This is a genomic window from Streptomyces sp. NPDC088553, assembly GCF_044752965.1.
In the GTDB taxonomy this organism is placed as follows: Bacteria; Actinomycetota; Actinomycetes; order Streptomycetales; family Streptomycetaceae; genus Streptomyces.
Genome location: NZ_JBIVMG010000004.1, coordinates 301,856 through 327,963 on the forward strand (window position 1 = coordinate 301,856; position 26,108 = coordinate 327,963).

The following is a 26,108-nucleotide window of genomic DNA, read 5'->3' on the forward strand; positions in this document are numbered from 1 at the left end:
ACTGATGACCCATCAGATGCTGTCAAGATCCTCGGAACGTAGACGTTTCCCCAGGTCAGGCGCCTTGTCCAGGGTACCGGAACACGACGGAGACCGGTGCCGCCCAGGGCGACACCGGTCCGGTTGATACAGGGCTCAGCTGAAGACGAACGGGCCTGGCGACTGCGAGGTCAGCGCGTCGCAGTTCACCGTGACCCCGAAGATCACCATCTTGAGGGCGACACCCGCGAAGTACGAGTTGAGGCTGTCGCCCGAGGCCACGGTCCCGCTGAGGGGTCCGATGGTCACCGGCCCCACGGGGAGCGCCGGGTTCTTCTTGCCGCTGAAGACCCGCGTGCCGCCACCGGCCTTGGCCAGCGTCAGCGTGGCGTTGATCTGGTCGGCGCCGACCGGGATCGGGGTCGTCACGGACGAGGTGAGGGTGATGGTGGCGGCGGTGCCGCTCTGCGTCGCGACGAGGGTGGCGCTGCCGCCGCCCCACGAACCGCAGTCGTACGTCGCCGTGGCCGAGCCCGGCGAGACGGCGGCGGCCGTCGGCGCGAAGGCGAGCGAGGCGGCGGCGAGTCCTCCGGCGACGACCGCGACGGTCCCTAAGGTGCTTCTGCTTCTCATGGCGAGTTCGAACCCCTTCCGATGGCGAACGCAGGGGTGCGGACACTGCGTGAATGGTGGAGATCTGACGGTCCGTCGGGCGGACCGGTGTTCATTGAGACGCAGACCGCATGGGAAGGCAAGAGAAGATGCGGTGATCCTTCACAAACACACAAACCCGCTGCAGCGCAAGGGCCCGGCGCGTGTGCGCCGGGCCCTCGATGTCCCGTTCTCGCCGCTCGCCCGAGGGGCGGGCGCGTGCGCTCAGCCCGCCGTGACCGCCGCGCGCAGCTGTCCGTCAGGGCCGGCCAGCAGGACCGGGGTCTCCGGGCCGCCGAGGTCCCGTACCGCCGCGCGGTCCTCGTCCGACGCGGACTCGGCGCTCGACACGACGGCCGCCGCCTCCAGGGACTGGGCGCCGCTCGCCACCGCCATCGCGACCGCGGTCCGCAGGGCGCTCAGCTTGAGCGACTCCAGCTCCACGGTCCCCGCCACGTACGTGCGACCGGTCTCGTCCCGTACGGCGGCCCCCTCGGGCACACCGTTGCGGGCGCGGGCGCTGCGCGCCAGCGTGATGATCTTGAGGTCCTCGGCGCCGAGGTCGCCGTGCTCGCTGCTGAGTGTCATGACCCGAGCATAGGTCCGCTCCGGAACGCGGCCCGCGACGACCCCGGGGCTCAGCCCACGACGACCCCGGGCTCAGCCGCCGACGCCCGGGAGCTCAGCCCGCGACCGGGTACATCGCCCCGCGGCGCCCCTCGGGCGACACCAGCCACTCCAGCTTCTCCGCCGTACCGGCCTCCGGCAGCGGGGTGTGGAGCACGATCACCAGGTCCGGGCGGGCCGGGACCCTGAGCTGGGTCGCCTCGACGTACAGCGTACCGACCAACGGATGCTCCAGCTCCTTGCGGTTCTGGCCGCCGGGCAGGATGTCCCGCCGCTCCCACAGCTCCGCGAACTCCGGGCTCAGCTCCTTGACCTCCTCGACGACCTGCCGGAACCCCTCGTCGTCGGGGCTCTCCGAGCACGCCGAGCGGAACTGGGCGACGACCCGGGGGGCGATCTCCTCCCAGTGGCCCATGCGGGTCCGGTACAGCGGATCGGTGAAGAAGGTGACCAGGCAGTTCTGCGCGCTCTCCGGACCCATCCCGAGCACGATCGCCGCCGCGTCGTTGTAGAGGACGGTGTTCCAGTACGCGTCCATGATGTGCGCGGGGAACGGCATCCACGCGTCGATGAGCCGCCGCAGCCCGTCGCACATGTCGCGGTCCTCCGGGGCCGTCTCCGGCGCCGGAGGGTTCAGCGCCGCCAGGACGTACAGATGGCGCCGCTCCGCCGGGCTCAGCCGCAGCACCCGCGCCACCGAGTCGAGCACCTGCGGCGAGACCGTGATGTCCCGGCCCTGCTCCAGCCACTGGTACCAGGAGACCCCGACGCCCGCGAGGACCGCGACCTCCTCCCGGCGCAGGCCCGGCGTGCGGCGGCGCGCGCCACCGTCCGGGAGGCCCGCCTCCGCGGGGCTCACCCTGGCCCGACGGCTCATCAGGAACTCGCGCAGTTCGCCGAGTCGGTGCTGCTTCGCCGTGGTGCTCTCGAGAGCGGTGGCCACGTGTGCTTCCTCCCCCTGGATGCCTGGTGGTACGACCAACAGGATAAGTTCCCGCTCCCCAGCGTTGTTCCCCGACGCCGAAGGTGGGGTCATGGCAACCCTGACCTCTCCCCCCGCGGGCACCGACACCGAGGCCGCCCCTCCGGCCGCTCCCCCGGCCCTCACCGGCCGCACCCGGCTCATCCTCTTCGTGCTGTGCGCCGCCCAGTTCATGGTCGCGCTCGACTTCTCCGTGCTGAACGTGGCGCTGCCCGTCCTCGGCGCCGACCTCGGCCTCGGCCAGTCCGCCCTCCAGTGGGCGGTCACCGCCTTCGCGCTGCCCTCCGGCGGCTTCCTGCTCCTCTTCGGCCGCGTCGGCGACCTCTACGGACGCAAGAAGCTGTTCCTCGCCGGACTCGCCCTCTTCGGCCTCGCCTCGCTGCTCGCCACCTTCGCCTGGAACCCGGCCGCCTTCCTCACCGGACGCGCCCTCCAGGGCATCGGCGCCGCCGCGATCGTGCCCACCGGCATGTCCCTGCTGACCACGACCTTCCCCGAGGGGCCGCTGCGCGACAAGGCGCTCGGCATCTCCGGCACCCTGCTCTCGCTCGGCTTCACCGTCGGCATGGTCCTCGGCGGTGTCATGACGGACACCCTCGGCTGGCGCTCCACCATGGGCCTGCTCGCCCTCTTCGCCGTGATCGTGCTGCCGCTGGCCCCCGGCCTGCTCCCCGAGTCCCGCACCCCCGAGCGGCCCCGCCTGGACGTGCCCGGCGCGGTGACCGTCACCGGTGGTCTGCTCGCCCTGATCTACGCCCTGTCGACGGCGGCCGAGCGCGGCTTCGGCGGCACGGACGTGCTGGTCAGCCTGGTCGCGGGGCTCGTGCTGCTCGCGGTGTTCGTGCGGGTCGAGTCCCGGCACGCGGCCCCGCTGGTGTCGCTGCCGATGCTGCGCCGCCGCACGGTGGCCTTCGGCAACCTGGGCGGTCTGATCACCTTCTCGATGATGTCGACCGTCATCTTCGTCCTCACCCTGTACCTGCAGGAGACGCTGGACCTGTCGGCCTTCGCGACCGGCCTGATCTTCGGTGTGCAGGGCGTGATGTCGGTCGTGGCCGGCATGCTCGCGCCGAAGGTGATCGGCCGGATCGGCGCCCGCGCCACCCTGGTCGGCTCGCTGGTGGGCCAGGGCGTGCTGACGGCCGCGCTGCTCGGCCTGAGCGAGGAGTCGGGCGTGGTCCTGGCGACCGTCGCCGTCTCGCTGGCCTCGATGTGCCACCTCGGCGCGATCATCTCGTACGGACTGACCGTCACCTCGGGTGTCCCGGACGAGGAGCAGGGCCTGGCGACCGGTCTGGTGACGACCACCCAGCAGGTCGGCCTCACGGTCGGCATCCCGCTGCTCGGCGTGCTCGCCACCACGGGCGGTGACCTGTTCGGGGGAGTCCGCACGGTCCTCGTCCTGGACGCGGCGATCGTCCTCGGCACGGCGGTCCTGGTCGGCCTCGGCCTGAGGCGCACGTCCTGAGAACGTCGGCGGGAGAGCTACGGCCGGCCGGGGGGCCGGCCGGGGGCCACGGCCCGTCGAGAGCTACGGCCGGTCGAGACGGAGCCGTACGGCCTTCGGCAGACCCGCGACCACCAGGTCGTACGAGTCCTCGACGAGCTCCCGGACCATGCGGTCCGGGAGCTCTCCGACGGTCACCGTGTTCCAGTGCCGCTTGTTCATGTGATAGCCCGGGGCGATCGCCGGATGCTCCTCGCGGAGCCGTACGGCGTCGTCCGGATCGCACTTGAGGTTGACCCGCAGCGGCTCGGCCTCCAGCCACGAGAGCGCGAACAGCTTCCCGGCGACCTTGAAGACGGAGACGTCCGGCCCGAAGGGGAACTCCTCCGTCGCGTCGTTGAAGTCCAGGCAGAAGGCGCGCAGCTCGTCGGGGGTCATCCCGGCTTCTCCTCCGGTTCCAGGGGTTCCACGAGAACGGTGACGATCTTGTTCCGGCGGCCGGCCGGGGACTCGGCCGTCAGCCGCAGCGAGCGCCCGTCGGGCAGCTCCACGAACGCCTTGGCGCCGGCGATCGGGACCCGGCCGAGCGCCTTCGCGAGCAGTCCGCCGACGGTCTCCACGTCCTCGTCGTCGTACTCGTCGGGCCCCAGGCCGTACAGCTCGCCGAGGTCCCCGATGTCGAGGCGGGCGGTGACGCGGTGGCTGCCCCCGCCGAGGTCCTGGACCGGCGGCAGCTCCCGGTCGTACTCGTCGGTGATCTCGCCGACGATCTCCTCCAGGATGTCCTCGATGGTGACGATCCCGGCCGTGCCGCCGTACTCGTCGATGACGACGGCGACGTGATTGCGCTCCTGCTGCATCTCGCGCAGCAGGTCACCGGCGTTCTTGGTGTCGGGCACGAAGACGGCGGGCCGCATCGCCGTCGACACCACGTCCGCCTCGGAGTCCCGGTTGATGTGCGTCTTGCGGACCAGGTCCTTCAGATACACGATGCCGACGATGTCGTCCTCGTTCTCCCCGGTGACGGGGATACGGGAGAACCCGGAGCGCAGCGCGAGGGTGAGGGCCTGACGGATCGTCTTGTACCGCTCGATGCAGACCAGATCGGTACGGGGCACCATCACCTCCCGGACGAGCGTGTCGCCCAGCTCGAAGACGGAGTGCACCATGCGGCGCTCCTCGTCCTCGATCAGCGACTCCTGCTCGGCGAGGTCCACCATGGCCCGCAGCTCGGCCTCGGAGGCGAAGGGGCCCTTGCGGAAGCCCTTGCCCGGGGTCAGCGCGTTGCCGATGAGGATGAGCAGCTGCGGGATCGGCCCCATGATCCGGGCCAGCGGCAGCAGCACGTACGCGGCGGCCGTCGCCGTGTTCAGCGGGTGCTGGCGGCCGATGGTGCGCGGTGAGACGCCCACGGCCACGTACGACACGAGGACCATCACGGCGATGGCGACGAGCAGCGCCTCCCAGGTCTCCGGGAAGGCCTCAAGGCAGGCGTACGTGACGAGGACGCCGGCCGCCATCTCGCAGGCGACGCGCACCAGCAGGGCCACGTTGAGATAGCGGGTGGGGTCGGAGGCGACCTGGGCGAGCTTCTCGGCCCCGCGCCGGCCGGACCGTACGGCCTCGGCGGCCCGGAAGCTGGAGACGCGCGCGAGACCGGCCTCGGCGCAGGCGGCGAGCCAGGCCACGACGACCAGCGCGACGGCGCCGAGGATCAGCGAGACGTCCATCGGGGTCAGGAGACGGTCGGCGCCGGGGACGGGCCGGTGAGGCCCTTCTCCTCGCGCCAGCCGTCGACGATCGCCGCCTGGAGGCCGAACATCTCGGCCTTCTCGTCGGGCTCCTCGTGGTCGTACCCGAGGAGGTGGAGCACACCGTGGACGGTGAGCAGCTGGAGCTCCTCGTCCATGGAGTGCTCCGTCGGCGCGTCCTTGCCCTGCTGGGTGGCGACCTCGGGGCAGAGCACGATGTCACCCAGGAGCCCCTGCGGGGGCTCCTGGTCGTCCTTCGCCGGCGGACGGAGCTCGTCCATCGGGAAGGACATGACGTCCGTCGGACCCGGCAGATCCATCCACTGGATGTGGAGCTGCTCCATCGCCTCCGCGTCCACGACGATCACCGAGAGCTCGGAGAGCGGGTGGATGCGCATGCGCGCGAGCGCGTAGCGGGCGATGTCGAGGATCGACTGCTCGTCGACCTCGGTACCGGACTCGTTGTTGACGTCGATCGACATGGTGCTCGTGTACTTCTCTCGTTAAGTCGTCACAGCCCGTTGCGGCCGTTGCGGCTGTCGTACTGCTCGTACGCGTCGACGATACGGCCGACGAGCTTGTGCCGGACGACATCCTGCGACGTGAGCGTCGAGAAGTGGACGTCCTGGACGCCTTCCAGGATGTCGCGGACCTGTCGCAGACCGCTCTTCGTCCCGTTCGGCAGGTCGACCTGGGTGATGTCACCGGTGATGACGATCTTCGAGTCGAAGCCGAGGCGGGTGAGGAACATCTTCATCTGCTCGGGGTTCGTGTTCTGCGCCTCGTCCAGGATGATGAACGCGTCGTTCAGCGTCCGGCCGCGCATGTACGCCAGGGGCGCGACCTCGATCGTCCCGCTCGCCATGAGCTTGGGGATGGAGTCGGGGTCGAGCATGTCGTGCAGCGCGTCGTAGAGCGGGCGCAGGTAGGGGTCGATCTTCTCGTAGAGCGTGCCGGGCAGGAAGCCGAGGCGCTCGCCGGCCTCGACGGCCGGGCGGGTCAGGATGATCCGGGTGACCTGCTTGGACTGCAGGGCCTGGACCGCCTTGGCCATGGCCAGGTAGGTCTTTCCCGTACCGGCGGGACCGATGCCGAAGACGATCGTGTGCTTGTCGATCGCGTCGACGTACCGCTTCTGGTTGAGGGTCTTGGGACGGATCGTGCGACCGCGGTTGGAGAGGATGTTCTGCGTGAGCACCTCGGCGGGGGTCTCCTCGCCGCCCTCCGAACCGTTCTCGCTCGCCCTGAGCATGGCGATCGAGCGTTCCACTGCGTCCTCCGTCATCGGCTGACCGGTGCGGAGCACCAGCATCATCTCGTCGAACAGGCGCTGGATCAGCGCGACTTCCGCCGCGTCGCCGACCGCGCTGACCTGGTTGCCCCGGACATGGATGTCCGCCTGCGGGAACGACCGCTCGATCACGCGGAGCAGCGCGTCACCGGAGCCGAGCAGACTGACCATCGGATGCTTGGCGGGGACGGTGAAGTGGGCGCGGGCCTGTCCGGGCGCCCCGTCCTGGGGCGATCCGTTGTGGGCTGTGGGTGTCTGAGTCATGGGCCGGCACTGAGGCCTGCGCATACCTCCCGTTCAGGGTTCTCGCTGCTCGACAACCTCTGGGCTACCAAGCCTACGACTTGGCACGGACAAGCCCGTAGCGGTTTACGGAGGGGCCCGCGGCGGCCGGCGGCTCAGGTGTGGGCCGCGCGGAAGCCGATCGTCGGCACCGCCCGGCGCAGCGGCCAGGGGCGGGCGGGGGCGGGGAGGAGCCGCTCCAGGAAGGCGTAGCGGTCGCGCAGGGCCTCGGGGTCCTGGCTCTCGTGGACCTGGACGTGCTGCCACCAGGCGGCGATCTCGCCCCAGGTGGGGGCGGACAGGGAGCCGCCGAACTCCTGGACGGAGAGGGCGGCGGTGAGCCCGGCGAAGGCGAGGCGGTCGGCGAGCGGCCAGTCGGCGAGGGTGCCGGTGACGAACCCGGCGACGAAGACGTCCCCGGCGCCGGTGGGGTCGAGGGCGGAGACCTGGATGGCGGGGACCTCGGCGGTCTCGCCGGTGCCGCCGTCGACGGCGTAGGCGCCTTCGGAACCGAGGGTGACGACGGCGTAGCGGACCTTGTCGGCGAGGGCGCGGGCGGCGGCCCGGGGGCAGTCGGTCCGGGTGTAGCGCATCGCCTCGGCGGCGTTCGGCAGGAAGGCCTCGCAGTGCGCGAGGTCGGTGAGGCCGGCCAGGTCCCAGCGGCCGGTGTCGTCCCAGCCGACGTCGGCGAAGACCTTGGCGCCGCCGCGGGCGGCCTGGGCGACCCAGTCCTCGTCGCGGCCGGGGACGAGGGAGGCGACGGCCGCGCGCGCGTGCGGCGGGTAGGCGGGCAGGGCGCCGTCCAGCGGCGGGGCCTCGTGGCCGTGGGAGACCATCGTGCGCTCGCCCTCGTAGGCCATGGAGACGGTGACCGGGGAGTGCCAGCCGGGGACGGTGCGGGAGAGCGACAGATCGATGCCCTCGCCCTGTTCGAGCGCGTCCCAGCAGTACTCGCCGTAGTGGTCGTCGCCGAAGGCGGCGGCGAGGGAGGTGCGGAGCCCCAGCCGGGCGAGGGCGGTGGCCATGTTGGCGACGCCGCCGGGGCTGGAGCCCATGCCGCGGGCCCAGGACTCGGTGCCGCGGACGGGGGCGGAGTCGAGGCCGGTGAAGATGATGTCGAGGAAGACCGTGCCGGTCAGGAAGACGTCGCAGGCGGGGTCGGTGGGCTCGCGCAGGCACACCAACGGGTCGACCCCGGCGTCCTGTTGCGGCTGGTCTCCCCTTGCTGTGGTCACGGCGGACTCCCCGGTCGTGGTGCGTGGACCGGCACCGTGGTGCCGATCTGGACAGTGTGCCCGATGGGGCTTGAGAGACGGGGAGACACCACACGGTGCTCGCGCGATACCCATCCCACTTGACTCCAAACCAATTGTGACCCGTATCACGGACCGAATCGGGGGAATCCACCTTCTCCGCCCACTCGGATGCTTGATACACATGGTGCCGCGACCCCGTGGCTCACCGGGCGCCGTCTCACTTCCCTGTTCAGTTCCTGGAACGCCCATGTCGTCGCGCCCGCGCGTCCCGGGGGCCCTCGTCGCCCTCGTCTCCCTCTTCACCGCCGGATACCTGGCCCCGTACCTGCTGCCGACCGTCGTCGGCCGGCTCTCCGCCGGGCTCGGCCTCACACCGGCACAGGCGGGCCTCGTGGGATCCGTCCTGCTCCTCGGCTCCTCCACCGCGGGCTTCACGCTCGCCGCGCGCGGGGACCGGATCGGCCCCCGCCGGGCGGCCCGCGCGGGCCTGCTCGCGATGGCGGTGGGATACGGCTCCGCCGCCGCGACCGGCATCGTGCCCCTGGTGGTCGCGGGCGCGGTCCTCGGCGGCCTCGGCTCCGGTACGGCGACGGCGGTGGCGGCGGCCGGGATCGCCGGGCAGCGGGACCCCCACCGGGCCTCGACGCTCGGCCTGCTCTCGGTCTCGGCCACGGCGGGCGCGCTCTACCTCACCCTCCCGCACCTGTCCGGCGGCCACGCGCCGCCGCTGCTCGCGATCGCCTGCGCGGCGGCCCTGGTGTGGCCGCTCACGAGCAGGCTGCCGGGCACGGCCCGGGGGGCCCGCGAGACCGCCCCGACCGGCCCCCTGCCCCACCGCACGGCGGGCACGGTCCTGGCGGGCGGCATCCTCCTCTGGTCCCTCTCCCAGAACGCCCTGTGGGGCGTGAGCGGCCGCATCGGCCTCACTCAGGCCGGTCTCTCCGAGGTCACGGTCGGCGCGGTCTTCGCGGCGGCGCTCGGCGCGGGACTCCTGGGGGTCACGGCGGCCGGCGCCCTCGGCTCGCGTCTGGGCCGGGCGGTACCGATCGGCGTGGGCACGGTCGTCATCGCGGCCTGCGTCCTGCTCAGCTCGGCGGCGGAGGACCTCGTCTCCTTCGCGACCGGCGAGATCCTGTGGAACGCCTGCTACCCGGTGGTCCTCTCCTACCTCCTGGGCCTGGCCGCCTCCCTCGACCCCCGGGGCCGCTGGGCGGTCCTGGTCGGCGCGGCGTCCTCCCTGGGCGTGGCCTGCGGCCCCCTGGCGGGAAGCCTCCTGTCGGAGGGCGCCGGGTACCCGGGCATGGGCGTGGTCCTGTGCGCCCTGCTCGTCCTGGTCGCGATCCCGATGACGGCGGTGGCCCGCCACGTCTCGGGCCGCCCCCTGGTCCCGGGCTCGGTACGACGGCGGGGCGGCGCGGCGGGCGCGGTCCTGGCGGGCACGGCGGCGGCGACCCCGCCGACGGTCCCGCAGATGGGCGCACCGGAACAGGAGATCACCCCGGTCCGTGTCCCGGCGGGCCGCCGCCTCGTGAAGTCGACCTTCCGCCTGGCGAGGCCGAGCGACCGGGGCTGAGAACCCAGCCCGCCCGGCGTCTGAGGGCACGGCCGCGGGCGCCCCCCGCACCCACCTGCCCCCGCCCGCCTACTCCCCGCCGAACTCGTACGCCTCGACCTCGGCCAGGTACCGCGCCCGACGAGGCTCGTCATCCTCCAGGAACGACGCCTCGAACGAGTTCCGCGCCAACTCCCGCAACCGCTCCGACGACAGCCCCAACGCCTCCCGCACCCCGTCGAAGTTGTCCCCCACGTACCCGCCGAAGTACGCCGGGTCGTCGGAGTTCACGGTGACGAGCAGCCCCGCCGCCATCATCGCCGGCAGCGGATGGTCACCCAGCACGTCGATCGCCCGCAGCCGTACGTTCGACAGCGGACAGAGCGTCAGCGGCACCCGCTCGCGCACGAGCCGTTCGACGAGCTCGGGGTCCTCCATGCACCGCAGCCCGTGGTCGATCCGCTCCACGCCGAGGACGTCGAGCGCCTCGCGGACGTACGCCGCCGGACCCTCCTCGCCCGCGTGGGCGACGCGGCGCAGTCCGAGCGCCGCGGCGGCCGCGTACACCTCGCGGAACTTGGCCGGCGGGTGGCCGACCTCCGCCGAGTCCAGGCCGACACCGGTGATCCGGTCCAGGTAGGGCTTGGCGGCGTCGAGGGTCGCGAGCGCCGACTCCGCCGACTCGTCGCGCAGGAAGCACATGATGAGCCGGGTGGAGATCCCGTACCGCTCCTCGGAGCGTTCGAGCGAGGCGCTCAGGCCCTCGATGACCGTGCCGATGGGGACGCCGCGGGCGGTGTGCGCCTGCGGGTCGAAGAAGATCTCGGCGTGCCGGACGCCCTGGGCGGCGGCCCGCTCCAGATAGGCGTCGGTGAGTTCGGTGAAGTCCTCGGCGGTGCGCAGGACGGCCATCAGGCCGTAGTAGAGGTCCAGGAAGGACTGGAGGTCGCTGAAGCGGTACGCCTCGCGCAGGGCCTCGGTGTCCGCGTACGGCAGGGTGACGCCGTTGCGCGCGGCGAGCGCGAAGGCCAGCTCGGGTTCGAGGGTGCCTTCGATGTGGAGGTGCAGTTCGGCCTTGGGGAGAGCCGCGGGGAGGGGCATGGGTGGTGCTCTATCTCTTCGGTACGGGGACCCTCATGAGGTCCTGGGCAATGCTCAGTTCGCCGTCGAACCCGGCCGCCCGCGCCTGCCGCTCGAACTCGGCCGGGTCGGAGTAGCGCTGCGAGAAGTGGGTCAGGACCAGGTGCCGTACACCCGCGTCCCGGGCGACCGCCGCGGCCTGTCCGGCCGTCAGATGACCGTGGTCGGTGGCGAGGCGGACGTCCTCGTCGAGGAAGGTCGACTCGATGACGAGCATGTCGGCGCCTTCGGCGAGCGCGTGCACGCCGTCGCAGAGCCGGGTGTCCATGACGAAGGCGAACCGCTGCCCGCGCCGGACCTCGCTGACGTCGTCGAGGGTCACGCCGCCGAGGACGCCCTCGCGCTGGAGGCGGCCGACGTCGGGGCCCTTGATGCCGTGCGCGGCGAGCCGTTCGGGCAGGACGCGGCGCCCGTCGGGCTCGGTGAGCCGGTAGCCGTACGACTCGACCGGGTGCGAGAGCAGGCGCGCGTCGAGGGTGTACGCGTCGGTGACGGCGAGCGGCCCGTCGGCGGCCACCGGTGCCTCGGCCAGCCGCACGGTCTCGCGGTAGGCCGTGGCGTACCGCAGCCGCTCGAAGAAGCGCTGCCCGCTCGCCGGGTAGTGCGCGGTGACGGGGTGCGGGACCTGGTCGAGGTTGATCCGCTGGATCACCCCGGCGAGGCCGAGCGAGTGGTCGCCGTGGAAGTGCGTGACGCAGATCCGGTCGATGTCGTGCGCGGCGACCCCGGCCCGCAGCATCTGGCGCTGGGTGCCCTCACCGGGGTCGAAGAGGATGCCCTGTCCGTCCCAGCGCAGCAGGTAGCCGTTGTGGTTGCGGTGCCGGGTCGGGACCTGGCTTGCGGTCCCGAGCACGACGAGTTCCCGTACGGACACGCGTGCCGCCGGTCTAGCCGGGGGGCCAGTTGAGGCCGCGGCCGCCGAGCACGTGCGCGTGGGCGTGGAAGACGGTCTGGCCCGCGCCGGCGCCGGTGTTGAAGACGATCCTGAAGCCGCTGCCCTCGACCTTCTCCTGGGCGGCGACCTCTCCGGCCTCGCGCAGTATGTCGGCGGCGACGGTCGGGGCGGCGGTGGCCAGGGACGCGGCGTCCGGGTAGTGGAGGCGCGGGATCACGAGGACGTGGCTGGGCGCCTGCGGGTTGATGTCGCGGAACGCGAGCGTGGTCTCCGTCTCGCGCACGATCGTCGCGGGCACCTCCCCCGCCACGATCTTGCAGAACAGGCAGTCGCTCTGCGGCTCTCCGGCCATGGCCCGGGCCTCCTCGCCTCGTCGGTCACTACACGCGCATGCTATCCGCCGCCACGGTCGCCGCCGTGTCCCAGGTCAGTCCTTGGGCGCGCGCCGGTTGAGGGCCGAGCGGCTCACCCAGTACGTGATGATCACGGCCCAGAACAGCGGCGTCCCCAGCCCGCCGACCACCCCGGCGTCGAAGGACCAGAGGGCCATCGACACCACCGAGTAGAGCCCGAGCAGCCCCACGGCGGCGGCCATCGCGATCACCGGCCGGCAGGAGCGCGCCACCAGGAACATCGGGCGGCGCAGCCGGGGCGGCACCCGGCGGCTCATCCACAGCACCCAGCCGCCCCAGGCTCCGACGATCACGGCCGCGCCGATCAGGAACGGCACGATCGCGTCCGCGCCGGTGTCACCGCTCCGGACCGGGGCGGCGCCGAACGTCGAGGCGACGAAGCCGAGCAGGGCCACCCAGCGCGCCCCGGCGACGGTGTTCCAGGCCATGGCCTCCAGGTTGTAGCGGGCCTTGCGGTCCTGGAGGTCGAGCGCGGCGGAGGCGACGAAACCCTCGGCGGCCTGCGTCCAGGCCCCGCGCCGGAACCAGCGGCGGCGCAGCCGGAGCAGCGACAGGTTGTTGTGGGCCTCGCTGCTCTGCGGGTTGAGCCGCAGGGCGGCCTCGTACGCCCGCTGCGCGGTGGCGTGGTCGCCCCGGCGCTGGGCGGTGAGCCCCACCAGGAAGTGGGCCGCGTCCTCTTCGGGGGCGAGGCTGACGGCGGCCCGGGCCGCCTCGTACGCCTCGACGGTACGAGCGGGCGTCCGCGCGTGCTCCGCGAACTGCGCGAGGGCGGTGCCGAGGGCGTAGTGGGTGCCCCAGTACTGCGGGGCGAGCCGCACGGAGTACCGGGCGGCGGTCTCGGCCTCCTGGAACCGCCGCAGTTCGAGCAGGATCTGGACGCGCATCAGCCAGGCCATCAGCAGCTCGGGTTCGGCACGCAGCGCGCCGTCCACGGCTTCCAGGGCGTCCTGGTGCTTCTCGGCGCGGTGGTGGCAGCGGGCGAGCAGGACGAGCGCCTCGGCGTCCTCCGGTTCGCTCGCCAGGTGCTGGGCGACCAGTTCCCCGGCCTGCGCGAACCGCCCGGTGTCGTACAGGGCCTCGGCGCGCAGGAGCGTGGTCGGGGTGGTCACAGCTTGCGCTTCCGCTTGAGGTGGGCGAGGAGGTCGTCGTACAGGCCGCCCTCGTTGGCGAACATGGCGACGTTCCGGGCGGCCGCGAACCACGGCTCGGTGGACGGCTTGATCTGCTTGGCCGCGCCCAGCAGGTCCTTGGTGGTGATCAGCCGCACGGAGCCGCTGCGGGCGGAGTCGAGCAGCGCGGCCTCGGCGGCCGACTCGCAGACATGGGCGAGGTCGGCGCCGGAGAAGTCCTCGGTGGCCTTGACGAGCTTGCCGAGGTCGACGGCCTCGATGGGCCGCTCGCGCAGGTGGTAGCGGAGGATCGCCTCGCGCGCGGTGGCGTCCGGCGGCAGCACGAGGAGCGTGCGGTCGAGGCGGCCGGGGCGGCGCAGCGCGATGTCCACGTCCCAGGGCACGTTGGTGGCGGCGAGCACGAACACGCCCTCGTTGCCGGCGCCGCTCGCGATGCCGTCGAGCTCGGTGAGGAGCTGGTTGACGACGTTGCGCAGTCCGCTGTGGTGGGTGCGGGAACGCTTGGCGCCGAGGGCGTCCAGCTCGTCGAGGAAGACGACGCAGGGGGCCTGGCGGCGGGCGGTCTCGAAGATGTCGTGGATGTTCTTCTCGGAGGCCCCGATCCACATGTCGAGGACGTCGGAGAGCGAGACGGTGAGGAAGTTCGCGCCCAGCTCGCCGGCGACGGCCCGCGCGATGAAGGTCTTGCCGCAGCCGGGAGGCCCGTAGAGGAGCAGCCCGCCGCGCAGCGACTTGCCGTACAGCCTGCGCAGTTCGGGGTTGCGCATGGGGGCGAGGAAGGCGGCCTCCAGGCGCTCCTTGACCTCGTCCATGCCGCCGACGTCCGCGAGGCGCACGGCGCCGGGCGCGTCGACGTCCCAGGCGTCGGCGTCCCCGGCGGGCCCGTCGCCGTCGGCGGCCTGCGGGTCCTCCAGGAAACGGGGCCCGACGACGTCCTGCACCTGCTGCTCGGCGGCGTCCCAGTCGAAGGCGGGGGCCTTGCCCACGGGCGACGCGGGCGGTTCGGACGACGTGGGCGACGTGGGCAGCCCGGTCGGCCCGGTCGGCCCGGGGGCGTTCTCCGTCGGAGCGGTGGCAGGGGCCGGCGGCATCCCCATGGCCCGCACCATCAGCGCCCGCGCGTCCGCGTCCCCCGGCGCGTGCTGGAGCGCGACGGCCGCCTCCGCGACGGCCTCGTCGTTCCGCCCCTCGGAGAGGAGGAGTTCGGCGAAGTGAAGACGCAGGGGTACGTCACCGGGGGCGGCGGCCACGGCGGCGCGCAGACTGCGGATCAGGGGGGACTCGTCGGCCATGCGGCCAGCCTAAGGAGCGTGCGGGGGCGGCTGTCCACCGGGTTCGGTCCGTCGCGGACTCCGTACACTTCGCCGGATGAGACGGGACCGCGTACCACGCAGGCTGACGGTGGAGTCCACGGTGTGGCTGTGGACGGTCGGGCACGACCACACCCCGGACTGCCTGACGTTCCTCACCCTGCGCCGCGCCGAGAACCGCCACAGCCAGCTCCGTCTGGTCTTCCGGGACGGTCCGGGCCGCATCGTGGCCGGCTACCCCTTCGGCGCCGGCGACATCGCCGCGACCGGCGCCGGCGCCATCCTCAACCTGAACGAACCGGGCGTCGTACGCCGCTTCCTCGACGAGGCCGCGGCCCGCGGCCTGCTCCCGACCGCCCACGGCATCCAGGACGAGGACGGCTGGCCCCTCTACGACACCCTGACGACAGGGGACGGGCCGACGAGCGCCGAGGCCCCCGGGATCCCTGAGGCGGGGAACGCCTGAGGCCGGAAGCGCGAGAAGCCGGAGCGCCTGAGGCCGGAAGCCCTGTGGCCCGGGAGCGCCCGCGGCCGGGATCCCTGAGGCGGGGAACGCCTGAGGCCGGAAGCGCGAGAGGCCGGAACGCCTGAGGCCGGAAGCCCTGTGGCCGGACGGGTCTGGAGCCCGGGGCGGTCAGCTCCAGCGGCCCGTGCGTCCCAGGACGAGCGCCGTCGCCGCCGTGCCCGCAGTCGACGTCCGCAGCACGCTCCGGCCGAGCCGGTACGGCTTCGCCCCGGCCGCCTCGAACGCGGCGAGCTCCTCCGGGGAGACCCCGCCCTCGGGGCCGACGACCAGCACGATCGAGCCCTTCTCCGGGAGTTCGGCGGTGGCGAGCGCCCCGCTCGGGTGGTCGCGGTCCTCGTGCAGCACGGCCGCGAAGTCGGCTCCGGCGAGCAGCACGGCGACCTGCTTGGTCGTCATCGGCTCCGCGACCTCGGGGAACCGGGAGCGGCGCGACTGCTTCCCGGCCTCCCGCGCGGTGGACCGCCACTTGGCGAGCGCCTTGAGGCCCCGGTCGCCCTTCCACTGCGTGATGCAGCGGGAGGCGGCCCACGGCACGATCGCGTCCACCCCGGTCTCCGTCATGGTCTCGACGGCGAGTTCGCCCCGGTCGCCCTTGGGCAGCGCCTGGACGACGGTGATACGGGGCTCCTCCTCGGGATCCTCGTGGACCTCGTCGACCCGCACGGTGAGCTGGTCCTTGCCCTCGGCGGCCAGCACCACGCACGCGGCCCAGCGGCCCCGGCCGTCGGCGAGGACGAGCTCCTCGCCCTCCCGCAGCCGCTTCACGGAGACGGCGTGCCGGCCCTCGGGGCCGTCCAGGAGGAAGCTCCCGGGGCCGGGAACGGCGTCGACGACGAAGACGGGTGCGGTCATGAGGCGCTCCTGTGGGGCAGCTCGGAGAGAGCGGTGTCGAGTTCGGCGGCCAGCACCTCGACCAGCTGCCCGGCGGGGAGTTCGCGGGCGAGCCGGTGGCCCTGCCCGGCCCACAGGGCCATGCCCTGCGCGTCGCCCGCGGTGGCGGCGGCCTTGCGGATCGGGGCGGTGAGGTGGTGGATCTCGGGGTACGCGGCGGGGGCGTACGGCCCGTGCTCGCGCATGAAGCGGTTGACGAGGCCGCGCGCCGGACGCCCGGTGAAGGCCCGGGTGAGGGCGGTCCGGGTGTACAGCGGGTCGGTCAGGGCCCGCTTGTGCAGCGGGTGGGCGCCCGACTCGGGGCAGCAGAGGAAGGCCGTGCCGAGCTGGGCGGCGTCCGCCCCGGCGGCCAGGGCGGCGGCGATCTGCGCGCCGCGCATGATGCCGCCGGCCGCGACGACCGGCAGGGCGACGCTCTCGCGGACCAGGCCGAGCAGGGCGAGCAGTCCGGTGCCCGGGGCGTCGTCGGCGGGGTCGTCGCGGAACGTGCCCTGGTGTCCACCCGCCTCGGCGCCCTGCACACAGACGGCGTTGGCCCCGGCCTGCTGGGCGGCGAGGGCCTCCTCCGCGGAGGTGACGGTGACGATCGTGAACGTTCCCACACGCGCGAAGGAGGCGAGGACCTCGGGCGCGGGGCAGCCGAAGGTGAAGGAGACGACTCGGACCGGGTCCTCCAGGAGGATCGCCAGCTTGGCGTCGTACGCGTCGTCGCGGCAGTCGTCGGTCTCGCCGAGCGGGGTCTCGTACCAGGTCGCCTCGCCCGCGAGCTGATGCCGGTAGACCTCGACGGAGGCGGGGTCGGCGGGCCGTCCGGAGTCCGGCAGGAAGAGGTTGACGCCGAAGGGGCGTGCGGTGAGCCCGCGTACCTGCTTGATCTCCTGGTAGAGGCCTCCGGCCGTCTTGTACCCGCCGGCCAGGAAGCCGAGCGCCCCGGCCGCGCACACGGCTCCGACCAGCTCGGGAGAGGAGGCGCCACCCGCCATGGGGGCCTGCACGATCGGAAACCGAGAGAGATCGTTCAGTGCGGTGGTGGACATATGGGCATCGTGCCATGCCCCTGCTTCCGGGCCGAATCCGTACGTCAGGTACGGAGGAGGCACTGGACGGCGCACGTACGGTACGGAAAGGGCGGCACACGCCCATGCGCGTGTGCCGCCCTTTCCGTACAACAGATACCGGCGCTGCCTACCGCCCGTTGAACGCGTCCTTCAGCCGCGAGAACAGCCCCTGCTGTCCCGGCTGGAACTGCCCCGTGGGCCGCTCCTCGCCGCGCAGCTTGGCCAGTTCGCGCAGGAGGCGTTCCTGCTCCGCGTCGAGCTTGCCCGGGGTCTGCACCTCGACGTGCACGATCAGGTCGCCCCGGCCGTTGCCGCGCAGATGCGTGACGCCCCGGCCGTGCAGCGGGATCGACTGGCCGGACTGGGTGCCCGGCCTTACGTCGATCTCCTCCAGGCCGTCGAGGGTCTGCAGCTGCACCTTGGTGCCGAGGGCCGCCGCCGTCATCGGGAGGGTGACCGTGCAGTGCAGGTCGTCGCCGCGCCGCTGGAAGGTCTCGTGCGGGGTCTCGTGGATCTCGACGTACAGGTCGCCGGCGGGGCCGCCGCCGGGGCCGACCTCGCCCTCGCCCGCGAGCTGGATCCGGGTGCCGTTGTCGACACCGGCCGGGATCTTCACCGTGAGGGTGCGGCGGGACCGGACCCGGCCGTCGCCCGCGCACTCGGGGCACGGGGTCGGGACGACGGTGCCGAAGCCCTGGCACTGCGGGCAGGGGCGCGAGGTCATGACCTGGCCCAGGAAGGACCGGGTGACCTGCGAGACCTCACCGCGGCCGCGGCACATGTCACAGGTCTGCGCGGAGGTGCCGGGTGCGGCGCCCTCGCCCGAGCAGGTCGTACAGACGACGGCCGTGTCGACCTGGATGTCCTTGGTGGTGCCGAAGGCCGCCTCGTTGAGGTCGATCTCCAGACGGATCATGGCGTCCTGGCCGCGGCGGGTCCGCGAGCGCGGGCCGCGCTGCTGGGACGTGCCGAAGAAGGCGTCCATGATGTCGGAGAAGTTGCCGAAGCCACCGGCCCCGAAGCCGCCCGCGCCGCCTCCGCCGGAGGCCGAGAGCGGGTCGCCACCCAGGTCGTAGACCTGCTTCTTCTGCGGGTCCGAGAGGACCTCGTAGGCGGCGTTGATCTCCTTGAAGCGCTCCTGCGTCTTCGGATCGGGATTCACGTCCGGGTGCAGCTCGCGCGCGAGCCTCCGGAAGGCCTTCTTGATCTCGTCCTGGGAAGCGTCGCGGCGCACGCCGAGTACGGCGTAGTAGTCCGTGGCCACTTACGACTCCGCCAGGATCTGTCCGACGTAACGTGCCACTGCGCGTACCGCTCCCATCGTTCCGGGGTAGTCCATGCGGGTCGGTCCGACCACGCCGAGTTTGGCGACTGCCTCGCCGCCCGAACCGTAGCCGACCGAGACGACGGACGTGGAGCTCAGCCCCTCGTGGGCGTTCTCGTGCCCGATGCGTACGGTCATGCCCGATTCCTTGGCCTCGCCGAGCAGCTTGAGGAGCACGACCTGCTCCTCCAGAGCCTCGAGGACGGGCCTGATCATCAGGGGGAAGTCGTGTCCGAAGCGGGTGAGATTGGCGGTGCCGCCGATCATCAGCCGCTCCTCGTGCTCCTCGACGAGGGTTTCGAGGAGGGTCGCGAGCACGGTCGAGACCGTGGCGCGGTCCTCGGGCTCCTCGAACGACTCGGGGAGGTCCTGCACCAGCTGCGGCACGTCGGCGAACCGGCGGCCGACGACCCGGCTGTTGAGCCGGGCCCGCAGGTCGGCGAGCGAGGTCTCGCCGAACGGCGCGGGGCAGTCGATGACCCGCTGCTCGACGCGGCCGGTGTCCGTGATGAGCACCAGCATCAGGCGGGCGGGGGCCAGCGAGAGCAGCTCCACGTGCCGGACGGTCGAGCGGGTCAGCGAGGGGTACTGGACGACGGCGACCTGACGGGTCAGCTGGGCGAGCAGCCGGACCGTACGGCCGACGACGTCGTCCAGGTCGACCGCGCCGTCGAGGAAGTTGTGGATGGCCCGGCGCTCGGGCGTCGACAGCGGCTTGACGCCGGCGAGCCGGTCGACGAAGAGGCGGTAGCCCTTGTCGGTCGGGATGCGGCCGGCGCTGGTGTGGGGCTGGGCGATGAAGCCCTCCTCCTCCAGGACGGCCATGTCGTTGCGCACGGTGGCGGGCGATACGCCGAGCTTGTGGCGCTCGGTGAGCGCCTTGGAGCCGACGGGCTCCTCCGTCCCGACGTAGTCCTGGACGATGGCGCGCAGGACCTCGAGTCTGCGTTCGCTGAGCATCGTGCGCACCTCCAGCTGTCGTCGTCGTTCCGGTTGCTCCGCTTTTGGCACTCGCCCTGTTCGAGTGCCAGCGATCCCCCGGCCAGTGTACGGCGGCGGGCGTCGCTCCTGGCAAGGTGGCGACGCCTCCACCGGTTAGCGTCGCCGCATGGACGTGGATTGGGAAGCGTACGGATGGGAGCGGCTCGCGGACGGGGTGGGCCGGCGACGGCTGCCCGGGTGGGACGCCACGGTCGGACTGGTACTGGGTGAACGGGCGGTGCTGCTGTACGACACGGGCTCCTCGCTCGCGGAGGGCGCCGAGCTGCGGACCCGGATCGCGGACCTCACGGGCGGCCGCAGAGTGACGCACATCGCATTGAGCCACCCCCATTTCGACCACGTTCTCGGCACGGCGGCGTTCTCGGGCGCGGAGGTCTTCGGCGCGGTGGGCTCGGACGAGCTCCTCGGCCGGGTGCGGGACCGGGAGGCGCTGCGCGCGGACGCGGTACGGCACGGGCTCGACGAGACGGCGGCGGCGGAGGCGGTGGACGTCCTGGTGGCCCCGCGGCACGTGGTCTCCGGCGAGTGGACGCTCGACCTGGGCGGCCGGCAGGTCCTCCTGGCGAACGTCGGCCCCGGCCACACGGGCCACGACCTGGTGCTCCTGGTGCCGGGTGAGCGCGAGGTGGTCTTCTGCGGCGACCTGGTCGAGGAGTCGGGCGAACCGCAGGCGGGCCCGGACGCGATCCCCTCCCGCTGGCCGGACGCGCTCGACCGGCTGCTGCGGCTCGGCGGCGAGGACGCGGTGTACGTGCCGGGGCACGGGGCGGTGGTGGACGCCACGTTCGTACGACTCCAACGGGAGGAACTGGCAACGCGCTTCTCCGTCGCATAACGTCGCCCGAATGCGCAGCTACAACCCCGACCTGACGCCCCCTTGGAAGCGCTCGGCGCCCGTTCCCGAGGTTCCGGCCGACCGTGATCTGGTCGTCGAGGAGGTCACGACGGGCTTCTGCGGGGCGGTGATCCGCTGCGAGGCGGGCACGGTGACCCTGGAGGACCGCTTCGGCAAGCACCGCGTGTTCCCGCTGGATCCGCGCGGCTTCCTCCTGGAGGGCCGGGTGGTGACGCTGATCCGCCCGTCGGCCGGTCCCGCCCGCCCCACCCGTACGGCGTCGGGCTCGGTGGCGGTCCCGGGGGCGCGGGCCCGCGTGGCGCGCGCGGGCCGGATCTACGTGGAGGGCCGCCACGACGCGGAGCTGGTGGAGCGGGTCTGGGGCGACGACCTCCGCATCGAGGGCGTGGTCGTGGAGTACCTGGAGGGCGTCGACGACCTTCCGTCGATCGTCGCGGAGTTCGCCCCCGCGCCGGACGCCCGGCTGGGCGTCCTGGTGGACCACCTGGTCCCGGGTTCGAAGGAGTCGAGGATCGCCGCCCAGGTGACCTCGCCCGACGTGCTGGTCGTCGGCCACCCGTACATCGACGTCTGGGAGGCGGTGAAACCGGCGTCGGTGGGCATCCGGGCCTGGCCGCGGGTCCCCAGGGGCCAGGACTGGAAGACGGGCGTGTGCGAGGCCCTGGGCTGGCCGCCGAACACGGGCGCGGCCTGGCAGCACATCCTGTCGAGGGTGACGACGTACAAGGACCTGGAGCCGGAGCTGCTGGGCCGGGTGGAGGAACTGATCGACTTCGTGACGGCGCCGTAGGGGGCGTCCTGTCGACGAGCCCGGCCTGATTCGGCAAGACACTCCCCGGGGGCTTTCCAGGGCTGTTCCCCCGTGGAATCGGGGGTGCCTCGGCAGGGCGCGGTCGGGTAGCGTGCGCGGCATGTCGAGCCCCGAGTCGGACACGTCGGGGGCTTTCGGTCACGCCGTCAGCCCCCTGGACCCCCGAGTTCTCACGGACCACTGAGCCCGCTCCGTACGGCCCCCGCGGTCGTACGGCACCGGGTTCGAAGTCCTGCCACCCTCCCTCCCGCCGCCCTCCGCGGCCGGACGCGTGGGCCCGTGGGTGCTGACCGCGGTGACGAGATGCCTCTGTCGTCATTTCCTCACCCCGGAGCCGCTCGATGCCCCTCCCGCTCTTTCTGCTCGCCCTGGCGGCCTTCGCCATGGGCACCTCGGAATTCATGCTCGCCGGCCTCGTGCCGGACATCGCCTCCGACCTCGGCGTCACGGTCGGGAGCGCTGGTCTGCTCACCTCGGCCTTCGCCGTCGGAATGATCGTCGGCGCGCCGCTCCTGGCCGCGCTCGCCCGCTCCTGGCCGGTACGGGCGAGCCTGCTCGGGTTCGTCCTCGTGTTCTCGACGGCGCACGTCCTGGGCGCCGTCAGCACCAGCTTCACCGTCCTGTTCGCCACCCGGGTGGTCGCGGCCCTCGCGAACGCCGGCTTCCTCGCCGTGGCCCTGACCACCGCCACCCGGCTCGTGCCGCCGGACCGGAAGGGGCGCGCGCTGGCCGTCCTGCTGTCCGGCACGACGCTGGCCACGATCGCCGGAGTCCCCGCGGGATCGCTGCTCGGCACGCTGCTCGACTGGCGGGCCACGTTCTGGGCCGTCGCCGCCCTCTGCCTGCCCGCGGCCCTCGGCGTGCTCCGGGGAGTCCCGGCGCGGCCCGCGCGGGAGGGCGCGGCCGGGGGGCCGGAACTGCGCGCGGAGCTGGCGCGGCTCGGGCGTCCGCGGCTGCTCCTGGTGATGCTGCTCGGCGCCCTGGTGAACGCGGCGACCTTCGCGAGCTTCACCTTCCTGGCGCCCGTCGTGACCGGTTCCGCCGGTCTGGGCGAGCTGTGGGTTCCGGTCGCCCTGGTCCTCTTCGGGGTCGGCTCCTTCGCCGGGATCACCCTCGCGGGACGGTGGTCCGACCGGTACCCGGGCCTGGTCGTCGCGGTCGGCGGTCCGCTGCTGCTCGTCGGCTGGCCGGCCCTGGCCGTGCTGGCCGAGGAACCGGCCGCGCTGCTCGCCCTCGTGTTCCTGCAGGGCATGGGGTCGTTCGCGCTGGGCGGCACGCTGATCGCACGGGTCCTCTACGAGGCCGCGGGAGCCCCCACCATGGCCGGCTCCTACGCGACCGCCGCGCTCAACGTCGGGGCCGCCACCGGACCGCTCGTCGCCGCCCTCACCCTGCGGGCCGGGGCGGGGACGCTCGGCCCGCTGTGGGCGAGCGGACTCCTCGTCCTGGGCGCCCTGCTCATCGCCCTGCCGTCCCGCAGGGTCCTCGCGGCCGCCCAGGGGATGTCCTGCCGCGAGCCCGGCGCGAGCGCGCCGGACCGGGGCCTGTCCGGCCCTGAACGGCACGACACCCCCTAGTCCACGAGGTCCCGCACCACCGCGTCCGCGAGCAGCCGTCCGCGCAGGGTCAGGACCGCCCGGCCCGCCGCGTACGGCCCGGCGTCGAGCAGTCCGTCGGCGAGGGCCCTGCGGGAGGCGGCGAGGCCCGCCGGCTTGAGGAGGGACAGCTCGACGCCCTCCTTGAGCCGCAGCTCCAGGAGTACGCGCTCGACCCTGCGGTCCTCCTCGGAGAGCAGCTCACGTCCGGCCCCCGGAGACGTCCCGGCGGCCAGCGCGGCGGCGTACGCACCGGGATGCTTCACGTTCCACCAGCGGACGCCGCCGACGTGGCTGTGGGCGCCGGGGCCCGCGCCCCACCAGTCGGCACCGCGCCAGTAGAGCTCGTTGTGGAGGCAGCGCCCGGCCTCGGAGGTGGCCCAGTTGGAGACCTCGTACCAGTCGAAGCCGGCCCCGGAGAGGACGTCCTCGGCGATCAGGTACCGGTCGGCGTGGACGTCGTCGTCGGTCATGGGGACCTCGCCGCGCCGAATCCGCCGCGCCAGCTGCGTGCCCTCCTCGACGATCAGCGCGTAGGCGCTGATGTGGTCGGGTCCGGCGCCGATGGCCGCGTCGAGCGAGGCCCGCCAGTCGTCGTCGGTCTCGCCGGGGGTGCCGTAGATCAGGTCGAGGTTGACGTGCTCGAACCCGGCGGCCCGCGCCTCCCCGACGCAGGCCTCGGGGCGGCCCGGGGTGTGCGTCCGGTCGAGGATCTTCAGGACGTGCTGCTTGGCGCTCTGCATGCCGAAGGAGATCCGGTTGAAGCCCCCGGCCCGCAGCTCCGCCAGATAGGCCGGGTTCACGGAGTCGGGGTTGGCCTCGGTCGTCACCTCGGCGTCGTCGGCGAGCCCGAACTCCTCGCGGACGGCCCCCAGCATCCGTACGAGATCACCGGCGGCGAGCAGCGTGGGCGTACCGCCGCCCACGAAGACGGTCCGGACCGGCCGAGGGTCGTCCCCGAGCACCTTGCGGGCGAGCCGGATCTCCTCGACGACCTGTTCGGCGTAGTTGTCCCGGGAGGCGAGCACGCCGCCGGTGCCCCGCAGCTCACTGGCCGTGTAGGTGTTGAAGTCGCAGTAGCCGCAGCGCGTCGCGCAGTACGGCACGTGCAGATAGAACCCGAGCGGCCGCTCCCCCGCCCCTTCGAGGGCGTGCGGGGGCAGCGCCCCGTCGTCGGGAACGGACTCACCATCGGGCAGTACGGAAGGCATGAGCCCCATTGTCCCGTACTGCCCGAGGTGAACGCCCGGCCTGTGGACAACCTCTCCACAGGGGCGAGGCTCAGGTCCGCAGCGGCGGGGGTCAGGACTCCCGCGACCCCGCGTACATCTCCTCGATGAGCCCCTTGTACTCGCGCTCCACCACCGGCCGCTTCAGCTTCAGGGACGGGGTCAGCTCGCCGTGCTCGATGTCGAGGTCGCGCGGCAGCAGACGGAACTTCTTGATCGTCTGCCAGCGCTGGAGCCCCTCGTTGAGGCGGTCAACGTAGCCCTGGACCATCGCGACGGTCTGCGGGGCGGCGACGACCTCGGCGTACGACTTGCCCGCGAGGTCGTGCTCGGCGGCCCAGCCGAGGAGGGTGGGCTCGTCGAGGGCGATCAGCGCGGTGCAGAAGTTCCGGTCGGCGCCGTGGACGAGGATGTTCGAGACGAACGGGCAGACGGCCTTGAACTGGCCCTCGACCTCGGCCGGCGCGATGTACTTGCCGCCGGAGGTCTTGATCAGGTCCTTCTTGCGGTCGGTGATCCGCAGGTAGCCGTCGGCGGACAGCTCGCCGATGTCACCGGTGTGGAACCAGCCGTCGGACTCCAGGACCTCGTTCGTCTTCTCGGGCAGGCCGTGGTAGCCCTCCATGACGCCGGGGCCGCGCAGCAGGATCTCGCCGTCGTCGGCGATCCGGACCTCGGTGCCGGGGAGCGGCTTGCCGACGGTGCCGGTGCGGTAGGCCTCGCCCGGGTTGACGAAGGAGGCGGCGGACGTCTCGGTGAGTCCGTAGCCCTCCAGGATGTGGATGCCGGCGCCGGAGAAGAAGTAGCCGATCTCGGGGGCGAGCGCGGCGGATCCGGAGATGCACGCGCGCAGGTTGCCGCCGAAGGCCTCACGGATCTTGGCGTAGACGAGGGCGTCGGCGACCTTGTGCTTGGCGGTGAGGCCGAAGGGCGCGGAGGCGGTCCCGGTGCGGCGGAAGTTGTCCTGGCTGGCCTTGGCGTACTCGCGGGAGACGCCGGCCGCCCACTGGAAGATCTTGTACTTGGCTCCGCCGGCGGCGCGGGCCTTGGCGGCGACGCCGTTGTAGACCTTCTCGAAGATGCGGGGCACGGCCGCCATGTAGGTCGGCTGGACGACCGGCAGGTTCTCGATGATCTTGTCGACGCGTCCGTCGACGGCGGTGACGTGCCCGACCTCGATCTGGCCCGAGGTGAGGACCTTGCCGAAGACGTGGGCGAGCGGCAGCCACAGGTACTGGACGTCGGCCTGGGTGACGAGGCCGGTGGCGGCGATGGCCTTGGCCATGTACGACCAGTTGTCGTGCGGGAGGCGGACGCCCTTGGGGCGGCCCGTGGTGCCCGAGGTGTAGATGAGGGTGGCGAGCTGCGTGGCGGTGATCGCCGCGACCCGCTCCTTGACGGCCTCGGGGTGCTTCTCCAGATAGCCCTTGCCGCGCGCCTCCAGCTCGGCGAGCGTGAGGACGAACTCGCCGTCGCTCTCCACCCCGGTGGCGTCGATGACGACGACATGGCGGAGGTTCGGCAGGTCGGCGCGGCGCTCGACGGCCTTCGCGAGCTGGGCCGCGTCCTCGGCGATGAGGACCCGCGACTCTGAGTCGGAGAGGATGAACGCCGACTCCTCGGCGTTGGTCTGCGGGTAGACCGTGGTGGTCGCGGCGCCCGCGCACATCACACCGAGGTCGGCGAGGATCCACTCGACCCGGGTGGAGGAGGCGAGGGCGACCCGCTCCTCGGACTCGACCCCGAGGTCGACGAGGCCGGCGGCGATCGCGTAGACCCGCTCGGCGGCCTGCCCCCAGCTGAGCGACTTCCAGTCGTCCGGGCCGGCACCGGAGGCGGCGGGCACCGGGTAGCGGTAGGCCTCCGCATCCGGAGTCCGCTCGACGCGCTCAAGGAAGAGGGTCGCCACGGAGGGCGGCCGGTTCTCGATCTGGGTCTGTGTGTCGCTCACGACGTCCTCCGGGCGGCGGCGGTGCCTTCTGGTGGTTCGTAACTAACTGGCGAGTAACCTTCGAGCCGGGATCAGAGTAAAGGCCCGAGGTCCGGCGCGTAAGGGCCTACGGGGCGCCGCTTCATAACGAACGGGCCCACGCGCGCGTGGCGCGTGGGC

The 26,108-nt window shown here is 72.7% G+C and carries 25 protein-coding genes; 6 read left to right on the forward strand and 19 right to left on the reverse strand.

The features are described from left to right. Positions 1 to 135: 135 nt before the first annotated feature. The 3 genes from ACIP8Z_RS14485 to ACIP8Z_RS14495 form a co-directional block, all read right to left on the reverse strand. The gene (locus tag ACIP8Z_RS14485; protein WP_055598771.1) at positions 136 to 612 is read right to left on the reverse strand and encodes a hypothetical protein; all 477 of its coding nucleotides are present in this window, start codon (positions 610 to 612) and stop codon (positions 136 to 138) included. 243 nt (positions 613 to 855) lie between these two features. After that, positions 856 to 1,218: a cytidine deaminase gene (locus ACIP8Z_RS14490; RefSeq protein ID WP_402082977.1), complete on the reverse strand. Its 363-nt coding sequence runs from the start codon at positions 1,216 to 1,218 to the stop codon at positions 856 to 858. Between the two features lie 94 nt (positions 1,219 to 1,312). Next, complete coding sequence (locus tag ACIP8Z_RS14495; RefSeq protein WP_402083831.1) at positions 1,313 to 2,134, reverse strand: helix-turn-helix transcriptional regulator; 822 nt, start codon at positions 2,132 to 2,134, stop codon at positions 1,313 to 1,315. 157 nt (positions 2,135 to 2,291) lie between these two features. Between ACIP8Z_RS14495 and ACIP8Z_RS14500 the strand changes: the two genes are divergently transcribed. Then, positions 2,292 to 3,707 (forward strand): MFS transporter, encoded by a 1,416-nt coding sequence (locus ACIP8Z_RS14500; RefSeq protein ID WP_402082980.1) that lies wholly within the window; start codon positions 2,292 to 2,294, stop codon positions 3,705 to 3,707. 63 nt (positions 3,708 to 3,770) lie between these two features. Here ACIP8Z_RS14500 and ACIP8Z_RS14505 read toward each other — a convergent pair whose 3' ends face one another. The 5 genes from ACIP8Z_RS14505 to ACIP8Z_RS14525 all read right to left on the reverse strand — a co-directional run bounded on the left by ACIP8Z_RS14505 (position 3,771) and on the right by ACIP8Z_RS14525 (position 8,245). Further along, on the reverse strand, positions 3,771 to 4,124 hold the full coding sequence (locus ACIP8Z_RS14505) for an MmcQ/YjbR family DNA-binding protein (RefSeq protein ID WP_055598774.1): 354 nt from the start codon (positions 4,122 to 4,124) through the stop codon (positions 3,771 to 3,773). Next, complete coding sequence (locus ACIP8Z_RS14510; RefSeq protein WP_402082982.1) at positions 4,121 to 5,416, reverse strand: hemolysin family protein; 1,296 nt, start codon at positions 5,414 to 5,416, stop codon at positions 4,121 to 4,123. The genes ACIP8Z_RS14505 and ACIP8Z_RS14510 overlap by 4 nt, the downstream gene beginning before the upstream one ends. A 5-nt stretch (positions 5,417 to 5,421) precedes the next feature. After that, positions 5,422 to 5,919, reverse strand: coding sequence for an rRNA maturation RNase YbeY (gene ybeY / locus ACIP8Z_RS14515; RefSeq protein WP_402082985.1), 498 nt, complete (start codon positions 5,917 to 5,919; stop codon positions 5,422 to 5,424). Between the two features lie 29 nt (positions 5,920 to 5,948). Further along, positions 5,949 to 6,992, reverse strand: a complete 1,044-nt coding sequence (locus ACIP8Z_RS14520) for a PhoH family protein (protein ID WP_376314148.1) — start codon at positions 6,990 to 6,992, stop codon at positions 5,949 to 5,951. Positions 6,993 to 7,126: 134 nt separating this feature from the next. Then, positions 7,127 to 8,245, reverse strand: a complete 1,119-nt coding sequence (locus tag ACIP8Z_RS14525; RefSeq protein ID WP_402082987.1) for a carbohydrate kinase family protein — start codon at positions 8,243 to 8,245, stop codon at positions 7,127 to 7,129. A 268-nt stretch (positions 8,246 to 8,513) separates the two neighbouring features. Here ACIP8Z_RS14525 and ACIP8Z_RS14530 point away from each other — a divergent pair, with 268 nt between their 5' ends. Further along, positions 8,514 to 9,839 (forward strand): MFS transporter, encoded by a 1,326-nt coding sequence (locus ACIP8Z_RS14530; protein WP_402082990.1) that lies wholly within the window; start codon positions 8,514 to 8,516, stop codon positions 9,837 to 9,839. Positions 9,840 to 9,908: 69 nt separating this feature from the next. On the opposite strand, the gene ACIP8Z_RS14535 is transcribed toward ACIP8Z_RS14530, so the two are convergent. The 5 genes from ACIP8Z_RS14535 to ACIP8Z_RS14555 all read right to left on the reverse strand — a co-directional run bounded on the left by ACIP8Z_RS14535 (position 9,909) and on the right by ACIP8Z_RS14555 (position 14,688). Beyond that, positions 9,909 to 10,919: an adenosine deaminase gene (locus ACIP8Z_RS14535; RefSeq protein ID WP_402082993.1), complete on the reverse strand. Its 1,011-nt coding sequence runs from the start codon at positions 10,917 to 10,919 to the stop codon at positions 9,909 to 9,911. A 10-nt stretch (positions 10,920 to 10,929) separates the two neighbouring features. Continuing rightward, the gene (locus ACIP8Z_RS14540) at positions 10,930 to 11,832 is read right to left on the reverse strand and encodes a ribonuclease Z (protein WP_402082996.1); all 903 of its coding nucleotides are present in this window, start codon (positions 11,830 to 11,832) and stop codon (positions 10,930 to 10,932) included. Between the two features lie 13 nt (positions 11,833 to 11,845). Then, on the reverse strand, positions 11,846 to 12,205 hold the full coding sequence (locus tag ACIP8Z_RS14545) for a histidine triad nucleotide-binding protein (RefSeq protein ID WP_187624561.1): 360 nt from the start codon (positions 12,203 to 12,205) through the stop codon (positions 11,846 to 11,848). Between the two features lie 75 nt (positions 12,206 to 12,280). After that, on the reverse strand, positions 12,281 to 13,375 hold the full coding sequence (locus ACIP8Z_RS14550; RefSeq protein ID WP_402082999.1) for a tetratricopeptide repeat protein: 1,095 nt from the start codon (positions 13,373 to 13,375) through the stop codon (positions 12,281 to 12,283). After that, positions 13,372 to 14,688 (reverse strand): ATP-binding protein, encoded by a 1,317-nt coding sequence (locus ACIP8Z_RS14555; RefSeq protein WP_402083001.1) that lies wholly within the window; start codon positions 14,686 to 14,688, stop codon positions 13,372 to 13,374. The genes ACIP8Z_RS14550 and ACIP8Z_RS14555 overlap by 4 nt, the downstream gene beginning before the upstream one ends. 76 nt (positions 14,689 to 14,764) lie before the next feature. On the opposite strand from ACIP8Z_RS14555, the gene ACIP8Z_RS14560 reads away from it, so the two are divergent. After that, on the forward strand, positions 14,765 to 15,172 hold the full coding sequence (locus ACIP8Z_RS14560) for a hypothetical protein (protein ID WP_402083004.1): 408 nt from the start codon (positions 14,765 to 14,767) through the stop codon (positions 15,170 to 15,172). Positions 15,173 to 15,340: 168 nt separating this feature from the next. Here ACIP8Z_RS14560 and ACIP8Z_RS14565 read toward each other — a convergent pair whose 3' ends face one another. From ACIP8Z_RS14565 to hrcA, 4 genes are all read right to left on the reverse strand, one after another. Further along, entirely contained in the window at positions 15,341 to 16,084 is a 744-nt protein-coding gene (locus ACIP8Z_RS14565) for a 16S rRNA (uracil(1498)-N(3))-methyltransferase (RefSeq protein ID WP_402083007.1), read from the reverse strand. Further along, on the reverse strand, positions 16,081 to 17,160 hold the full coding sequence (locus ACIP8Z_RS14570; RefSeq protein WP_402083010.1) for a nitronate monooxygenase: 1,080 nt from the start codon (positions 17,158 to 17,160) through the stop codon (positions 16,081 to 16,083). The genes ACIP8Z_RS14565 and ACIP8Z_RS14570 overlap by 4 nt, the downstream gene beginning before the upstream one ends. A gap of 148 nt (positions 17,161 to 17,308) precedes the next feature. Beyond that, entirely contained in the window at positions 17,309 to 18,445 is a 1,137-nt protein-coding gene (gene dnaJ, locus ACIP8Z_RS14575) for a molecular chaperone DnaJ (protein WP_030317496.1), read from the reverse strand. After that, complete coding sequence (gene hrcA, locus ACIP8Z_RS14580; protein WP_187624554.1) at positions 18,446 to 19,465, reverse strand: heat-inducible transcriptional repressor HrcA; 1,020 nt, start codon at positions 19,463 to 19,465, stop codon at positions 18,446 to 18,448. Between the two features lie 148 nt (positions 19,466 to 19,613). Between hrcA and ACIP8Z_RS14585 the strand changes: the two genes are divergently transcribed. The 3 genes from ACIP8Z_RS14585 to ACIP8Z_RS14595 all read left to right on the forward strand — a co-directional run bounded on the left by ACIP8Z_RS14585 (position 19,614) and on the right by ACIP8Z_RS14595 (position 22,751). Next, on the forward strand, positions 19,614 to 20,342 hold the full coding sequence (locus ACIP8Z_RS14585) for an MBL fold metallo-hydrolase (protein WP_402083013.1): 729 nt from the start codon (positions 19,614 to 19,616) through the stop codon (positions 20,340 to 20,342). A 10-nt stretch (positions 20,343 to 20,352) separates the two neighbouring features. After that, positions 20,353 to 21,153, forward strand: a complete 801-nt coding sequence (locus tag ACIP8Z_RS14590) for a DUF3097 domain-containing protein (RefSeq protein ID WP_402083016.1) — start codon at positions 20,353 to 20,355, stop codon at positions 21,151 to 21,153. Positions 21,154 to 21,515: 362 nt separating this feature from the next. Further along, a complete protein-coding gene (locus tag ACIP8Z_RS14595; protein WP_402083019.1) occupies positions 21,516 to 22,751 on the forward strand; it encodes a Cmx/CmrA family chloramphenicol efflux MFS transporter in 1,236 nt (411 codons plus the stop codon). On the opposite strand, the gene hemW is transcribed toward ACIP8Z_RS14595, so the two are convergent. Then, positions 22,748 to 23,989, reverse strand: coding sequence for a radical SAM family heme chaperone HemW (hemW, locus tag ACIP8Z_RS14600; protein WP_402083021.1), 1,242 nt, complete (start codon positions 23,987 to 23,989; stop codon positions 22,748 to 22,750). The two genes, ACIP8Z_RS14595 and hemW, sit on opposite strands and share 4 nt — an antisense overlap. Positions 23,990 to 24,071: 82 nt before the next feature. After that, complete coding sequence (locus ACIP8Z_RS14605; protein ID WP_402083023.1) at positions 24,072 to 25,949, reverse strand: AMP-dependent synthetase/ligase; 1,878 nt, start codon at positions 25,947 to 25,949, stop codon at positions 24,072 to 24,074. Positions 25,950 to 26,108 lie beyond the last annotated feature (159 nt).